This is a genomic window from Actinomycetospora termitidis (assembly GCF_030286555.1).
Lineage (GTDB): Bacteria > Actinomycetota > Actinomycetes > Mycobacteriales > Pseudonocardiaceae > Actinomycetospora > Actinomycetospora termitidis.
Window position 1 is genome coordinate 277,492 of the sequence record NZ_JASVWF010000003.1, and the last position, 15,458, is coordinate 292,949.

Genomic DNA, 15,458 nt, shown 5'->3' on the forward strand with positions numbered 1-15,458 from the left:
TCCCACCGAGGTTCCCGGCAGGACTGCCCATCATAACGTCCGCCCGGCCCACGATCATCCGTGGCGCACCAACGCCGCCGGTGCGTCGTACAACACCGACCGCAGGAAGGGCTCGCCCAGCCGGTCGTCGGCGGCGGCCCAGCCCCGGATCGCCTCGAGCTGGCGCCAGTAGCCGTAGGGGATGTTGGGGAAGTCGGTGCCGAGCACCACCCGGCCCGCCCCCGCCAGGTCGACGAGCCGCGCCGACCAGTCGGCGGGCAGCGGGGCGAACCCCTCGGTGAACGGCGTCCCGACCATCGTCGTGTCCAGGCGCACCGCGGGGTGCCGCTCGACGAGCCGCAGGGCCGCGTCGTAGTCCGGCAGGCCCGCGTGGGCGAGTACCAGCGGCAGACGCGGGTGCCGGTCCATCACCTCGCCGATGATCTCGATCCCGGTGTGCCGGCCGGGGATCGGCCCGTCCCCGCAGTGCGCGATCACCGGGATCCCGGCCTCGGCGAGCATTCCCCATGCCGGGTCGAGCAGCGGGTCGCGCGGGTCGTAGCCGCCGACCTGGACGTGCGCCTTCACCAGCCGGACGCCGCGGTCGACCGCGTCGGAGAGGTAGGTCGTCACCGACTCCTCCGGGAACAGCGTCGCGGTCGGGACCGCCTCCGGGACCTCGGCCGCCCAGTCGAGCGCCCACCCGGTCAGCCAGGCCGCCATGTCGGGCTTGTGCGGGTAGACCAGCGGGGCGAAGGCCTCGACGCCGAACGACCGCAGGGTCGCGAGCCGCTCGGGCTCCGGCGCGCGGTAGTGGATCGGCCAGTCGTAGCCGTAGTTCGAGACGGCGTCGTCGAAGTAGGCCCAGACCTTCTGCAGCATCCGGTCGGGCAGGAAGTGCACGTGCACGTCGACCAGCCCCGACCGGCTGTCGGGACCCAGGCGCAGCGACCGGACCCAGGGCGCGACGTCCTCGTCCGAGGTCAGCGGGACCTCGAGGGCCGGGGTCACCACCCCTTGATCCGGCGCCCGACGATCCGCTCCGCCTCGCGCTTCGCGTCCCGCTCGGCCATGGCCTGCCGCTTGTCGTGCGCCGCCTTGCCCTTCACCAGGGCCAGCTCGATCTTGCACAGGCCGCCGGAGAAGTACACCGACAGCGGGACGAGCGTCATGCCGCCCTCGCGGGTCTTCCCGATGAGCCGCTCGATCTCCGCCCGGTGGAGCAGCAGCTTGCGGTGCCGGCGTGGTTCGTGGTTGGTCCAGGACCCGAAGTCGTACTCCTGGATGTGCAGGCCGCGCAGCCAGACCTCGCCGTCGGTGACGGTGGCGAACGCGTCGGCGAGCGAGACGCGCCCGGCCCGCAGGCTCTTCACCTCGGTGCCCTGCAGCGCGATGCCGGCCTCGTACACGTCGAGGACCTGGTAGTCGTACTTCGCCTTGCGGTTGGTGGCGACGACCTTGCGCCGCTCCTCGGGCCGGTTCGACGACGCCTTCTTCGACGCCTTCTCCTTCGAGCGGCCCGAGTCCGTGGGGACGGCCGTCTTGGCCACGAGGGTCCTCCTCCTCAGTTACGCACGTACAGGCGCAGGGTGACATACCCGGTCGCCGTCGCGATGGCCGCGCCGATCACGAGCAACAAGGGTGCAACGAACAGGAGCACGTCGCTCATTCCGACGGCGGGGATCGCGTTGGAGATCAACCGCCCGGCGAGCAGCCGGTCGATGAAGAAGAGCTTGCCGAGCACCAGGCCCACCGTCGCGAGGACGGCCCCGACCACGCCGGTGATCACCGCCTCGATGAGGAACGGCACCTGCGTGTACCAGCGGGTGGCACCCACGAGGCGCATGATCCCGACCTCCGTGCGCCGCGTGAACGCCGAGACCTGGATCGTGTTCGAGATCAGCAGCAGCGCCGCGAGCGCCTGCACCGAGGCGAGCCCGAAGGCGGCGTTGCGGACGCTGCCGAGGAAGGTGAAGAGGTCCTCGACGAGGCGGCGCTGGTCGACGACGTTCCGGACGCCGGGTCGGTCGGTGTAGGCCGCCACGAGCGCGTCGCCACGGGTCGGGTCCTTCAGCGTCACGCGCAGTGTCGCGGGCAGCGACTGCGGGCGGACCAGCTGCAGGATCGACTGGCCGGCGTAGATGCGCAGGAACCGCTGGAAGGCCTGGTCGCGGGACTCGTAGGTCACGCCGGCCACGAGCGGGTCGCCCTGCAGCTGCGTGCGCAGCCCGGTGCACACCGGGCTCGAACAGTCCGGGTCGCCGGCGCTGGTCGGCTCGTCGAGGGCGACCTGGACGGCGAGCTGGGAGTAGTAGAGGTCCTGGGTGCGGTCGATGGTGCGCACCGCGAGCAGGCCGGCACCGAGCATCCCGAGCGAGATCGCCGTCGTCAGCATCATCGCCACGCTCATCGTGACGTTGCGCCGCAGCCCGGCGAGCGCCTCCCGCCAGACGAAGGCCATGCCGTTCACCGGCGGGCCCCGTAGACGCCGCGGGCGTCGTCGCGGGCCAGGCGGCCGAGGTGCAGCTCCACCACCCGGCGGCGCATCGCGTCGACGATCTGACGGTCGTGGGTGGCCATGACGACCGTGGTGCCGGCGCGGTTGATCCGGTCGAGCAGCAGCATGATGTCGTCGCTGGTCTCGGGGTCGAGGTTGCCCGTGGGCTCGTCGGCGAGCAGGACCAGCGGCCGGTTCGCCAGGGCCCGCGCGATCGCGACGCGCTGCGCCTCACCGCCGGAGAGCTCCGCGGGCATCCGGTCGGCCTTGCCGGTGAGGTCGACCAGCTCGAGCATCTCCGGTACGACGGTGCGGATGGTGTGGTCGGACTTGCCGGTCACCTCGAGGGCGAACGCGACGTTGTCGGCGACGCTGCGGTTGGGCAGCAGGCGGAAGTCCTGGAAGACGCAGCCCATCCGCTGGCGCAGCCGCGGCACCTTGCGGTTCGGCAACCGCGCCACGTTCCAGTTCGCGACGTAGACGCTGCCGCGGGTGGGCGTCTCCTCGCGCAGCAGCAGGCGCAGCAGCGTCGACTTCCCCGAGCCCGAGGGGCCGATCAGGAAGACGAACTCGCCCGCCTCGACGTCCACCGAGACGTCGTCGAGCGCCGGCCGCGCGGACGTCGGGTAGATCTTCGAGACGTTCTCGAGCCGGAGCACGGGGCGCGATGCTACGCGGCGGGGAGGATCTTCCCGGACGGGCGAACCGTCGTGACCCGTCGTCGCGACCTGCTAGGCGGCGGCCTCGGTCTGCTTGCGCCAGCGGATGCCGGCGTCCAGGAAGTCGTCGATGAACCCGTCGAGCACCTGGGAGGTCTGCGAGGTCTCCTGGTTGGTCCGCAGGTCCTTCACCATCTGGTAGGGGTGCAGCACGTAGGAGCGCATCTGGTTGCCCCAGGACGAGCCGGAGTCCTTGAGCGAGTCGAGCAGCGCGCGCTCCTCGGCGCGGCGGCGCTCGAGCAGCTTGGCCGCGAGCACCGTCATCGCGGTCGCCTTGTTCTGGAGCTGAGAGCGCTCGTTCTGGCAGCTGACGACGATGCCGGTGGGCATGTGCGTGAGCCGGACCGCGGAGTCGGTGGTGTTGACGCCCTGCCCGCCGGGGCCGGACGACCGGTAGACGTCGACACGGAGGTCCTTCTCGTCGATCTCCACGTGGTCGGTGGACTCGACGACGGGCGCGACCTCGACCCCGGCGAAGCTCGTCTGCCGGCGGCCCTGGTTGTCGAACGGCGAGATGCGCACGAGCCGGTGGGTGCCCTGCTCGACGCTCAGGGTCCCGTACGCGTACGGCGCGGAGACCTTGAACGTCGCGGACTTGATGCCCGCCTCCTCCGAGTAGGAGGTGTCGTAGACCTCCGTCGGGTAGCCGTGCCGCTCGGCCCAGCGCAGGTACATCCGCATGAGCATCTCGGCGAAGTCCGCGGCGTCCACCCCGCCGGCCTCGGCCCGGACGGTGACCAGCGCGTCGCGCTCGTCGTACTCGCCGCTGAGCAGGGTGCGGACCTCGAACGCGCTGATGTCGCCGTGCAGCGACGCGCGCTCGGAGTCCGCCTCGGCGGTCAGCTCGGCGGCGTCGGAGCCGGACTCCTCGTCGGCCATCTCGTAGAGCGTGGCCAGGTCGTCCAGGCGCGAGCGCAGCGACTCGGCCTTCCGGAGATCGGCCTGCTTGTGCGTGAACTCGCTGGTCAGCTTCTGCGCGGTCTCGACGTCGTCCCAGAGGTCCGGGGCCGCGACCTGCGTCTCGAGCTCGGCGACCTGCCGCCGCAGACCGTCGAGGTCCATCGCCGCCTCCACCGAGTCGAGGCTGGCGGCGAGGTCCTTGAGCTGGGTCGCGGTCGAGTCGTCCACGACCCCAGGGTAATCCCGGGGTCACGGACGACCGACACCTCAGTGGTGCTCGCGCAGGTGGTCGGCCAGGACGTCGCGGCCGAACTCGTGGCCGGGCACCCGCCACACCGAGTGCGCGTGGTTCACGTCGCGCTGCGTGTTGTCCCACTCGGCGAGCAGGCCCGGCCCCTCGAGCCGGTAGTAGTGCGGGTCGCCGCGCTCCACGCCGCCGGCCCACGCGAAGTGCACGCCGCCGAGGTCGAGACGCTCGTACTCCCGCTCGACCAGACCCTCCGGCATGCGGTCGAGGTAGACCGCGACGACCGCACGCAGCACGTCCCGCTGCGCGCTCGACAGATCGGTGGCCGCGACCCCCTTCGGCCGCGCCGCGAACTCGGTCGCGGCGCGGTCGGCCTCGGTGACGCCGAGCCGGCTCTCGAGCCCGTCGTGCATCGACCACAGGCGGTCCTCGAGGGTCTGGTCGTCGAAGTGGCCGCGCCACAGGTCCGGCAGCGGGATCAACCGGTCGCCGGGCGAGACCTCGACGCGATTGGCCCCGATGATGTCGGCCGGTGCGGTCGACGTGAGGACCGCGCGCTCACGCTGCGACGCGTCGAGGGCGTGCAGCAGCGCGCGCCCCGCGTCCTCGATGCCGCCGAGCGGGCGCAGCTCCTGCCCGCCGAGCAGCGGGGAGACCATCGGGTCGGCGCCGAGGAAGCACGGCGAGCCCGCGACCGCCGCGCCGTCGACGACCAGGTGGTTCACCGACACGTGGTGGCCGCCGAAGCGCCAGCCCCAGGGCGCGTCCCCCTCCGGGTCGCCGAAGACCCGCAGGTAGTACATCCCCGGGTCGCGGCCGCGGTCGCGCGCGAAGCCGGTCGCGAAGCCCTCGGTGCGGTCGAGGACGTTCTCCAGCCCCATGATCGTCGAGGCGCTCACGTACGCGGCCTCGGACAGCCCGGCGGCGAGCAGGCGCATCGCGCCGCGCTGCTGGTGCGGGAGCTGCTCATGCAGGGTGAGCCCGCCGTGGTCGGTGGGCGTGTAGTACCACCGCAGGCGCTCGGCCTCGGCGGCCTTCGACCCCGGCCACTCCCACGAGCCCTGGGCGGCCTGCTCGTCGTCGAGGGTCTCGATCCAGGCCGCCGCCGCCTCGGCCATGGCCGAGGCGACGGACGCGGGGGTCGGACTCACGCGATCCGCTTGACCCGGGAGATGACGAGGCCGTCGGCACCGCCGACCAGCAGGTCGTCGAGCTTGCCGGCGAAGTCCACGAGGTGCGGCGCGGCGAGGTGGGCGTCCAGCTTCTCGCCGGAGGTCCAGTTCTCGTAGAAGAAGAACGTGGCCGGGTCGTCCTCGGCGACGTGCAGGTCGTAGTTGACGTTGCCGTCCTCGGCCAGCGTCGTCGGGATCAGCGCCTCGAGACCGGCCCGCAGCTCGGCCTCCTTGCCCGGCTTCGCCGTCATGCGCGCGATGACCGTGAGCAGGCTGCGGTCGTCCTGGGTCGGCGTGCTCGCCACGGGGGTCTCCTTCGTCGGTGAGGGGTGACGGCCGTCATGCCATCACCCCTCGACCCGACGCGCAGCCCGACCTGCCCGAACAGGCGGGCCCCGCTCTAGAAGGTCAGGGCCGCCAGCGCCTCGCGGTGCTCGGCGGAGGACCCGAACAGCGGGGCCCGGCGACGGGCGCGCTTGTAGAAGAAGTGCGCCTCGTGCTCCCAGGTGAAGCCGATGCCGCCGAAGAACTGGATCATCGCGCCGGTGGCGTTCCAGGCCGCGTCCGACGCCTTCGACCCGGCGACCGCGACCGCGATCGCCGTCCCAGGATCATCGGTGTCCAGCGCGTGCGCCGCGAAGAGCACCGCGTGCTCGGCCATCGTCACCGCGACGTGCAGGTCGGCCAGGGCGTGCTTGAGCGCCTGGAACGACCCGACGGGGACGCCGAACTGGTTGCGGTCGCGGTCGTAGGCGACGGTGCGGGTGAGCGCCTCGCGCGCCACGCCCACGAGGTCCGCGGCGTTGAGCACCGCGCCGCGCGCGAGCAGCGCCTGCACGGCGACGGTGTCGCCGGACGCGAGCGGCTCGGCCGGCGTGTCCGCGAACTCCAGCGCGCCCACGCGGGCGGTGCCGTCGTAGGTGTGCTGGTCGCGCACCGTCAGGCCGGACGCGCCCGCCTCCACCAGGTACAGCCCGGGCGTGCCGGAGGCGTCCGTCGCGGCGACGACGATCAGGCCGGCGACGGCGGGGTAGTCGACCGGGGAGGCCGAGCCGTTGAGCCTCCCGTCGTTGACGTCCACCGTGATGCCGGAGCCGTCCCAAGCCCCGCCCTCACCACGCAGCGCGACCGTGCCGACGGTCTCCCCCGCGGCGAGCGCCGGGAGCCAGCGGGACTGCTGCTCGGCCGACCCGGCGATCCGCAGCGCCTCGGCGGCGAGCACGGTCGCGAGCCACGGGCCCGGCGCGACCCCGGCGCCGAGTGCCCGGGCGACCACCTGGGCGTCGACGAGGCCGAGCCCGAGTCCGTCGTGCTCCTCGGGGACGAGGACGGCGAGCGCCCCCTGGTCCGCGAGGCCCTTCCACAGCGTCAGCGGGTGGCCGTCGCCGTCCGGGTCCTCGACGACGCCGCGCACGGCCTCGAGGTCGAAGCGGTCGGCCAGGAACTCGGTCACCGTCGAGGCGAAGGCCTGCTGCTCGTCGGTCAGTGCGAAGAACACGCGCCGTCTCCTCTACCGCGGCAGGCCGAGCACGCGCTCGGCGACGATGTTGCGCTGGACCTGCGACGAGCCGCCCCAGATCGTGACCGACCGGGACCAGTGGTCCTGCGCGTGGAACGGGGACAGGTCGACGTCGGGCCGCGGTGCAGCGAGCGTCGCCTCCGGGCCGAGGACGTGCTCGAAGGCCTCCCAGAGGTCCTGGAACGCCTCGGACCACTGCAGCTTCGTCATCGAGGACTCCGAACCGAGGTCCTTGCCCTGCTCGACCTGGGTGAGGATGTGCATCGCGTGGTAGCGCAGGCACTCCAGCTCGACCAGGCAGCGGGCGAGCTCCTGACGGGCCACCGGGTCGTCGGCGCGGCCGAAGCGCTTCGCCTGGGCGACGATGTCGTCGTACTGCCGCCGGAACTCCGTGTACTGCCCGACGCCCGAGGCGCCGCGTTCGAAGGACAGCAGCAACATCGCGGTGCGCCAGCCCTGGCCGATCTCGCCGAGGCAGTCGGTCGCCTTGACGCGGGCGTCGGTGAAGAACACCTCACCGAACTCGCTGGCGCCGCTCATCTGCTTGAGCGGGCGGGCCTCGACGCCGGGCTGGTTCATGTCGATCAGCAGCATCGACAGGCCCTTGTGCTTCTCCGAGCCCGCCTCGGTCCGCACTATCGTGAAGATCTTGTCGCCGTGCATGGCGTTCGTCGTCCAGATCTTCTGGCCGTTGACGACGTACTCGTCACCGTCGAGCACACCGCGGGTCGCCACCGCCGCGAGGTCCGACCCGGCGCCGGGCTCGGAGAAGCCCTGGCACCAGATCACCTCGTTGCGCAGCATCGGCCCGATGATCTCGGCCTTCTGCTCCTCGGTGCCGATCGCCATGATCGTCGGGGCCAGGAAGGTCAGGCCCAGGACGTTGACGGTCTGCGGCGCGTGCGCGCGCACCGTCTCCTCGTCGTAGATGGCCTTCATGCCGGGGGTGCCGCCGCGGCCGCCGTACTCGACGGGCCACTGGATGCCGGAGAAGCCCGCCGCGGTCTTGCGCGCCTCCCACTCGCGCCGCTTCTCGAACGACTCGGTGTCGGAGAGCGTCGCCCAGTAGCCCGGCCGGGTCCACTCGGTGGGGATGTTCTCGGCGAGCCAGGTGCGCAGCTCCTGCCGGAACTGCTCCTCCTCCGCCGTGTAGGTCAGGTCCACGGCCCGCACTCTCGCAGGTCCACGGCGAGCGTGCACTACCGGTGGGTAGGTCTGATCAACAGGTCAGGATCCCCCGCTGCTCCTTGAGGGCGAGCACCCGACGGACGGCGTCGTGCGCCCGCTCGGCGAAGGCGGGTTCGCGCGCCGCCGCCGTGATCGCGTCCAGCATCGGGGCGAGATCCCCGGGCCGGATCGTGAGCACCAGGTCGCCGCCCGCAGCCAGGAACTTCGTGGCCCGCGCGCCGACCGGGGTGTCCTCCAGCGCGGCCGCCGCACCCACGTCGTCGGTCATGACGACGCCGGTGAACTTCAGCCGGTCCCGCAGCACGTCCTGCATCACCCGCGACGAGAACAGCGCCTGGTTGTCCGGATCGATCTTCGCGTAGCGCGCCGAGGACATCATCACCAGCGGCGCGCCCGCCTCGATGCCCGCCGCGAAGGACTGCAGCGACGGCGAGTCCGGGCCTGTCGTGGAGTCCACCACCCCGCCGGCGAAGTCGGTGTTCTGCCGCACCTCCCCGAGCCCCGGGAAGTGCTTGAGGGTGGGGGCGACGTCGGCGTCGCGCATGCCCCCGACGAAGGCCCGCACCCCGGCCGAGGCGGTGGGCACATCGTCGCCGTACTGGCGGTCGAACTTCCCGACGGGGGCGTTGGCCTCGCCCAGTGCCGGGTTCACCACGTCCGCGACCGGGGCCAGGTTCACCGTCACGCCGACGTCCCGCAGGGCCTCGCCCCAGCCCTTCGCCTGCGCGCGGAGCCCGTCCGCGTCGCGGCCCTGGACGAGCGCCGTGGGCATCGTCGGGAAGCCCGGGCCCTCCAGCTCCTGGACCTGTCCGCCCTCCTGGTCGGCGGAGACGAGCAGGGGGACCTCGCCGCCACCCGTTGCCTGCGCACCGGTGACCACCTTCGTGACGGCGTCCGCGCTCGCGCTCTCGCCGTCGGTCAGGATGATCCCGCCCGGTTCGAGGCCGAGCGCCGTGCGCGCGGCCGGGCTGATCCCGCCCGCCGGGACCCCGATGACGACGAGCTGGGCGAAGCGCTGCTCCTCGCTCAGCCGGTCGTAGGTGCGGGTGGCGCACGAGGCCGGGGCGGCGGTCGACGTCGGGGCGGCCGCGGCGGTCGTCGTCGGGGCCGGGGCGGCAGGCGCCCCGCCCGCCGGTTGGCCGCCGCACGCGGCGACGAGGCCCAGGGTGGTCAGCAGGGCGGCGGCACCGGCGCGGGAGCGTGACATCGGCGCCCAGGCTAGGGATCCCCCGCGTCCCGGGAGGGCGAGGGTGGGCGGCGGCGCGCCGGATCCGACACGATGCGGTGTCATGAGCACCACGCGGCGCGCGGTGACCCTGCACGGGCACCGGATGGCCTGGTCGGAGGCGTGCCCGGAGGTGGCCTCGGATGATCCCGAGGTGCTGGTGCTGCTGCACGGCGTGGCCGGCAGCTCGTCCACGTGGAACCCCGTGCTGGAGCGCCTGGCCGACGAGGGCTGCCGGCACCTCGTGATCGCGCCGGATCTCCTCGGGCACGGCGAGTCGGCGGGGCCGGCCGGCGACTTCTCGATGGGCGCCTACGCGAACGGCCTGCGGGACCTCCTGGCGGCGCTCGGGCACCGGCGCGTCACCGTCGTCGGGCACTCCCTCGGCGGCGGGGTGGCGATGCAGTTCGCCTACCAGTTCCCGGAGATGTGCTCCCGGCTCGTGCTGGTCTCCTCGGGCGGGCTCGGCCGGGGCGTCAGCCCGACGTTGCGCCTCGCCTCCCTGCCCGGCGCGGGGATCGTCCTGCCGGTGCTCGCGCGGACCGGCCTGCTCGGGCTGGGGGTGTCCGCCCTGCGCGCGGCCGCCGCGCTCCCGCTGCCGCCGGCGGAGAAGGTGTCACTCGTCGAGTACGCCCGCCACGCCGCCTCGCTGACCGAGCGCGCCCACGCCGACGCGTTCGTCGACACCATCCGCGGCGTCATCGGCCCGGCCGGCCAGCGGGTCAGCGGCACCGACCGGCTCTACCTCACCGAGGGGCTCCCGACGATGGTCGTGTGGGGCCGACGCGACCCGATCATCCCGGTCGGGCACGCCTACCGGGCCGCCGGCCTCATGCCGGGGGCGCGCCTCGAGGTGTTCGACGGCTCCGGGCACTTCCCGCACTGCGACGAGCCGGCGCGCTTCGTCGAGCTGCTCACCGGCTTCTGCGACGCGACCACGCCGGGCGAGATGTCGGCCGCGTCGATCGGGGCGAAGCTCGTCGGTTAGACGTTCCGGCACTGGTAGGCCAGCGCCGGCGGGACGTTGCGCCAGACGATCGGGGTCACCCGCACCTCGTCGAAGCTCTCCTGCAGCAGCTCCCGGAAGCGGCGCTGGGTCGGCAGGTTCATCACGTGCGCGTAGGCGAAGGTGGTGAACACCCCGCCGGGCACGAGCACCCGGTTGACCTGGTCCATGATCGCGCGCTGCGCCTCGCGGCTGAACAGCGTCCACGGCAGCCCGGAGACGATCGCGTCGACCCGGTCGATCCCGACGTCGGCCAGCAGCTTCTGCAGGTCCTTCGCGTCGCCGGGCACGACCTCGAGCCACGGGAGGTTCCGCTGCAGCAGCGCGACCATGCTGCGGTCCAGCTCGATCGCGACGTGCCGCGCGTCCGGGTGCAGGCGACGACGCAGCGCCTGCGAGACGACGCCCGTGCCCGGGCCGAGCTCCACCACCGTCGACGGCACGTCCGCCGGCGCCACCGAGGCGAGCAGGTCGCACAGGGCCCGCCCGCTCGGCGCGACCGCCCCGATCACTCCCGGGCTCCGCACGGCGGAGGAGACGAACGTCAGCAGGTCACGGGCAGCTGTCACGTCGGCAGGGTGTCACCTCGTCGGTCGGTCGACCACCGGAGGTGACCCGGTCGCCGTCAGCCGCGGATCGAGTAGGCGAGGGCGATGCGCTGCAGGATGAACACGACCAGCAGCAGGATCAGCATCGACAGGTCCAGGCTGATGTTGCCGATGCGCACGGCGGGGATGAGGCGCTTGAGCAGGTTCACCGGCGGGTCGGTGACGCGGTACATCATCTCGAGCCCGACCGCGGTGCCCCCGGCCGGCCGCCAGTCGCGGGCGAAGCCGCGGACCACCTCGACCACCAGGCGCCCGATCAGGAACAGGTAGAACAGGAAGAGCACGTAATAGACGAAGAGCATGACGATCTCGGACGCACTCCCCTGCATGCCTCCACTATGGCCTGCGGCGTGTGAGGACCAGGATCCCGGGTCATGATCCTCCACATCTGCACCCGCTCCGACTGGACGGCCGCGGGCGAGGCCCTGACGCCCCCGTCGCTGGCGAGCGAGGGGTTCGTGCACTGCTCGGACCCGGGCACGGTGGCCCTGCCCGCCACCCGCCTCTACGCCGGTCGCGAGGACCTGCTGCTGCTCGAGGTCGACCCGTCGCTCGTCGGCGTCCCCGTGCGCTGGGAGCCGGGGGTGCGCGCCGGCGGGGTCGTCGAGACCTCCGGCCCGTGGTTTCCGCACGTCTACGGACCGCTGCCGGTGGCGGCCGTCGTCGCGGTGCACGAGTTCCCCCCGGACCCCGACGGGTCCTTCCACCTCCCGGCGTCCCTCGCGGAGCGCTGAGGGGGCTGCCGGCCTGATCGACGGGGCGACGATGGCGACCTGCTCGCACAGGATGCGTGCAGGGCGCCATCCACGCCGCCACCCCGACCGTCGCAATGATCAACAGGTACTCAGCGCTGCTCCGGGGCGACCCCGGCAGCACTGAGTACCCGCTCGACGAACGAGCCCCCACAATCAGGAACGACGAAGGGCCCCGCACCAGAGTGCGGGGCCCTTCGTGGTGGTAGCGGGGACAGGATTCGAACCTGTGACCTCTGGGTTATGAGCCCAGCGAGCTACCGAGCTGCTCCACCCCGCGCCGTCGCCGTGCTTTCCGGCGATGACGACAAGACTACCGGTTGGTGAACCGGCGACACGCAGGGGGGTCGGTGTCGACGACGAGCGTGTCCCGTCCCCGACATCCAGCGACAGCCGTGGGCCACCGTCGACATCCCCGGGCCGGCCCGACCCGCCGTCGGGAACGGACGAATAGGGCGTGGCCCAACTGCGGGCCACCGGCGACACCCACGGCCGGGATCCCGCGAACGACGAAGGGCCCCGCACCGGAGTGCGGGGCCCTTCGAGGTGGTAGCGGGGACAGGATTCGAACCTGTGACCTCTGGGTTATGAGCCCAGCGAGCTACCGAGCTGCTCCACCCCGCGTCGCAGTAAGAACACTACGCGACGGGGTGGAGCGGTCGATCACCCGGGGGTCCCCCCGGTGGCGGCCCGGTACTGGTTGATCGCGGTCGCCAGGTCCTGCTGGGCCTGCCCGATGCCGGCGAAGTCCCCCTGCTGCTGGGCGGTGCGCAGCCGGTCCAGCGCGGCGTTCATCGCGTTGACCGAGGAGATGACCTGCGCCGACGCCCCGGCGGCGGGTGCACCCGCGGCCGGCGCCTGACCCGTCGCCGGGGTCTGGCCGGTCGCCGGCTGCTGCGGCTGCCCGGCCCCGCCCGGGGTCGCCGTCGCCGTGCCCGCCGACCCGAAGACCTGGGTCAGCGCCTCGGCGAGGGTCGGGGCGTAGCCGATCCGGCCGCCGAAGCTCACCAGCACGCGGGAGAGCTGCGGGAACGACGACTCCTGGTTGGAGCGCTCGATGTAGACCGGCTCGACGTAGAGCAGGCCGCCCGCGATCGGCAGCGTCAGCAGGTTGCCGTAGAGCACCTGCGTGCCCTGCTGGCGCAGCAGGTTGAGCTCCGTGGAGACCTGCGGCGACGACAGGAACTGCGTCTGCACCTGCTGCGGCCCCTGGGTCTGCGTGTCCGTCGGGAGCTGGAGCAGAGTCATCTGCCCGTAGCTGCCCGGGTCCGAGCTCACCGACAGGTACGCGGAGAGGAACTCGCGCCGCAGGCTCACCAGGGCCGTCGTCAGTTGGAACTGCGGGGTGTTGACGACGCCGCGGCGCGGGTCGTCCGCCAGCAGGTAGTACGGCGGCTGCGGGTCACCGGCGGCGGCCGCCGCGTCCGACGTCGGGTCGGACGGCACGTCCCAGAAGGACACCGTCGAGTAGAACTCGTTGGGGTCCGAGACGTGGTAGCGGGTCAGCAGGTCGCGCTGGACCTTGAAGATGCCCTCGGGGTAGCGGTAGTGCTCGCGCAGCTCCGGCGGCACCGCCGAGGCCGGCTGCACGACCCCCGGGAAGACCTTCTCCCAGGTCTGCAGCACCGGGTCCTGGGGGTCGTTCTCGTAGAGGTCGACCTTGCCGGTGTAGGCGTCCACGGTCGCCTTGACCGAGTTGCGCATGTAGCCCGCGGTCTGCGGGGCGAGCTGCGCCTGGCCGACGGAGTCGCGGGTCGCGTCGGAGAGCGGGACCTGCTGCGCGTACGGGTAGCGCGGCAGCGTCGTGTACCCGTCGACGATGTACTTGATCTGCCCGTTCACGACGGCGGGGTAGACGTCGCTGTCGAGCTCCAGCCAGGGCGCGACCTTCTGCACCCGGGTGATCGGGTCGCGGTTGTACATGATCCGCGAGTTCTCGCCGATCGACGAGTTGAACAGGATGTTCCGCTCGAAGCCGTAGTAGGTGAAGAACGCCAGGCGGCTCAGCGGGTTGGACAGCGGAACGCCGCCCGTGCCGGTGTAGGTGTACTGCCGCGAGTCGGTGTCGTACTCACGCGGCGCGGCGCCCGGGTCGGCGCCGACGATCGCGTAGTCGTCCGGCCCGTTGACCAGCTCGCCGTAGTAGATGCGCGGCTGCTGCAGGCCGAACGGGCCGGGGGTGTCCACGTCGGAGACCTGGAACTGCGGGTAGCCGCCCTGGCCGCCGTTGGTGTCCAGCGGCGCGTTCACCGTGTTCGCCGGCGCGGCGACGAACCCGTTGCCGTGCGTGTAGACGAGGTGCCGGTTGATCCAGTCCTGCTGGTTGCCGACCAGGTTGTCAGGGTCGATCTCGCGGGCCGCGACCACGTAGTCCTGGAGCTGGTTGTTCACCGAGTACCGGTCGACGTCCAGGGTGGCCGGGAAGCCGTAGAAGTTCCGTCGCTGCTCGAGCTGGGTGAAGGTGCGCGAGAGCCGGTTCGGGTCCAGCAGCCGGATGTTCGGCACGGTCGCCTGGTCGGTGGAGACCGTCTGCTGCACCCCGGCGGCGTTCTGGTCGGTGACCCCGGCGTAGGGCTCGATGTTGACGTTCGTCAGGCCGAACGCCTGTCTGGTGGCCTGGATGTTGCGGTCGATCGAGACCGCCTCGCGCTGGTTGGCGTTCGGCCGCACCGAGAACTGCTCGAGGACCGCCGGCCACGCGGCGCCCACCAGCACGCTGGAGAGCACCAGCAGCGCCAGGGCGATCGCCGGGATCTGCAGGTTGCGCAGGAACACCGCGGCGAAGAACGCCGCCGCGCAGATCACCGCGATGAGCAGCAGGATCAGCTTGGCCGGCATCGCGGCGTTCAGGTCGGTGTAGCTGGCGCCGAAGAAGTTCGCCCCGCCGATCGAGGCCTTGCGGTCGGAGAACAGCAGGTCGTAGCGGTCGAGGAAGTACGCGACCGCCTTGAGCAGGACGAAGACCCCGGCCAGGACGGCGAGGTGGGCCCGGGCGGCGGTGGCGAGCGAGCCGTTGCGGCCGGCCAGTCGGATGCCGCCGAAGACGTAGTGCGCCACCAGGGCCGCGACGAAGCTGACGCCGATCCCGACGAACAGCCACGACAGCACCGCCCGCCAGAACGGCAGCGCGAAGACGTAGAAGCCGATGTCGTGGGAGAAGACCGGGTCCACGACCCCGAACGGCGTCTGGTGCAGGAAGAGCTGCGTGGTCTGCCAGTCGCTCTGCGCGGACAGCGCGGCGATCACGGCGACGAGCAGCGGGATGCCGATCGCGAACAGGCGCAGGTGCGACAGGACGACCGTGCGGTACCGCGCGACCGGGTCCTCCGGCCCCGCGACCGGGACGAACACCGGGCGGGTGCGGTAGGCGATGTAGAGGTTCAGCGCGAGCAGGCCGCCCATGAACACCGCGGCGACGACGGCCTGGATGACCCGCGTCGCGAGGACCGTCGTGAAGACGTTGCGGAAGCCGACCTCGCCGAACCAGGCGAAGTCGACGTAGATGTCGACCAGCCGGAACAGGGCGACGAGGACCACGAGCACGATCGCGCCCAGGACGAGCAGCGACTTCGTGCGCCGGGACAGCTGCGGGTTCCCGGTCGCCGGCCGGTTGGCCACGGGCGGTCACACTCCAGAGGATGGTCGG

Annotated in this window: 15 protein-coding genes and 2 tRNA genes; 2 read left to right on the forward strand and 15 right to left on the reverse strand. The window is 72.1% G+C overall.

Annotated features, from left to right (window positions below):
• Positions 1-54: 54 nt before the first annotated feature.
• The 10 genes from QRT03_RS14755 to QRT03_RS14800 form a co-directional block, all read right to left on the reverse strand.
• Positions 55-990 (reverse strand): amidohydrolase family protein, encoded by a 936-nt coding sequence (locus QRT03_RS14755; RefSeq protein ID WP_286053647.1) that lies wholly within the window; start codon positions 988-990, stop codon positions 55-57.
• Positions 987-1,529, reverse strand: a complete 543-nt coding sequence (gene smpB / locus QRT03_RS14760) for an SsrA-binding protein SmpB (protein ID WP_286053649.1) — start codon at positions 1,527-1,529, stop codon at positions 987-989. Before smpB ends, QRT03_RS14755 begins: the two co-directional genes overlap by 4 nt.
• 14 nt (positions 1,530-1,543) lie before the next feature.
• Complete coding sequence (ftsX, locus tag QRT03_RS14765) at positions 1,544-2,440, reverse strand: permease-like cell division protein FtsX (protein WP_286053650.1); 897 nt, start codon at positions 2,438-2,440, stop codon at positions 1,544-1,546.
• A gap of 5 nt (positions 2,441-2,445) precedes the next feature.
• Complete coding sequence (gene ftsE / locus QRT03_RS14770; RefSeq protein ID WP_286053652.1) at positions 2,446-3,135, reverse strand: cell division ATP-binding protein FtsE; 690 nt, start codon at positions 3,133-3,135, stop codon at positions 2,446-2,448.
• 72 nt (positions 3,136-3,207) lie between these two features.
• Positions 3,208-4,323: a peptide chain release factor 2 gene (gene prfB / locus QRT03_RS14775; RefSeq protein WP_286053655.1), complete on the reverse strand. Its 1,116-nt coding sequence runs from the start codon at positions 4,321-4,323 to the stop codon at positions 3,208-3,210.
• A 39-nt stretch (positions 4,324-4,362) separates the two neighbouring features.
• Entirely contained in the window at positions 4,363-5,493 is a 1,131-nt protein-coding gene (locus QRT03_RS14780) for a DUF3500 domain-containing protein (RefSeq protein ID WP_286053656.1), read from the reverse strand.
• Complete coding sequence (locus QRT03_RS14785) at positions 5,490-5,819, reverse strand: putative quinol monooxygenase (protein ID WP_286053657.1); 330 nt, start codon at positions 5,817-5,819, stop codon at positions 5,490-5,492. The genes QRT03_RS14780 and QRT03_RS14785 overlap by 4 nt, the downstream gene beginning before the upstream one ends.
• A 95-nt stretch (positions 5,820-5,914) precedes the next feature.
• The gene (locus QRT03_RS14790) at positions 5,915-7,012 is read right to left on the reverse strand and encodes an acyl-CoA dehydrogenase family protein (protein ID WP_286053658.1); all 1,098 of its coding nucleotides are present in this window, start codon (positions 7,010-7,012) and stop codon (positions 5,915-5,917) included.
• A gap of 12 nt (positions 7,013-7,024) precedes the next feature.
• Positions 7,025-8,197: an acyl-CoA dehydrogenase family protein gene (locus tag QRT03_RS14795; protein WP_286053659.1), complete on the reverse strand. Its 1,173-nt coding sequence runs from the start codon at positions 8,195-8,197 to the stop codon at positions 7,025-7,027.
• A 55-nt stretch (positions 8,198-8,252) separates the two neighbouring features.
• Entirely contained in the window at positions 8,253-9,428 is a 1,176-nt protein-coding gene (locus QRT03_RS14800) for a glycoside hydrolase family 3 N-terminal domain-containing protein (RefSeq protein ID WP_286053661.1), read from the reverse strand.
• An 82-nt stretch (positions 9,429-9,510) separates the two neighbouring features.
• On the opposite strand from QRT03_RS14800, the gene QRT03_RS14805 reads away from it, so the two are divergent.
• Positions 9,511-10,434: an alpha/beta fold hydrolase gene (locus QRT03_RS14805; RefSeq protein ID WP_286053663.1), complete on the forward strand. Its 924-nt coding sequence runs from the start codon at positions 9,511-9,513 to the stop codon at positions 10,432-10,434.
• Here QRT03_RS14805 and QRT03_RS14810 read toward each other — a convergent pair.
• Positions 10,431-11,021: a class I SAM-dependent methyltransferase gene (locus tag QRT03_RS14810; RefSeq protein WP_286053664.1), complete on the reverse strand. Its 591-nt coding sequence runs from the start codon at positions 11,019-11,021 to the stop codon at positions 10,431-10,433. The genes QRT03_RS14805 and QRT03_RS14810 overlap by 4 nt on opposite strands.
• A gap of 56 nt (positions 11,022-11,077) precedes the next feature.
• Positions 11,078-11,389: a YggT family protein gene (locus QRT03_RS14815; protein WP_286053666.1), complete on the reverse strand. Its 312-nt coding sequence runs from the start codon at positions 11,387-11,389 to the stop codon at positions 11,078-11,080.
• A 45-nt stretch (positions 11,390-11,434) separates the two neighbouring features.
• Between QRT03_RS14815 and QRT03_RS14820 the strand changes: the two genes are divergently transcribed.
• Positions 11,435-11,794: a DUF952 domain-containing protein gene (locus QRT03_RS14820; protein WP_286053667.1), complete on the forward strand. Its 360-nt coding sequence runs from the start codon at positions 11,435-11,437 to the stop codon at positions 11,792-11,794.
• 221 nt (positions 11,795-12,015) lie between these two features.
• On the opposite strand, the gene QRT03_RS14825 is transcribed toward QRT03_RS14820, so the two are convergent.
• The 3 genes from QRT03_RS14825 to QRT03_RS14835 all read right to left on the reverse strand — a co-directional run bounded on the left by QRT03_RS14825 (position 12,016) and on the right by QRT03_RS14835 (position 15,430).
• Positions 12,016-12,092, reverse strand: a tRNA-Met gene (locus tag QRT03_RS14825).
• Positions 12,093-12,359: 267 nt separating this feature from the next.
• A tRNA-Met gene (locus tag QRT03_RS14830) sits at positions 12,360-12,436 on the reverse strand.
• A gap of 39 nt (positions 12,437-12,475) precedes the next feature.
• Entirely contained in the window at positions 12,476-15,430 is a 2,955-nt protein-coding gene (locus QRT03_RS14835) for a UPF0182 family protein (RefSeq protein WP_286053669.1), read from the reverse strand.
• Between the last annotated feature and the right edge of the window lie 28 nt (positions 15,431-15,458).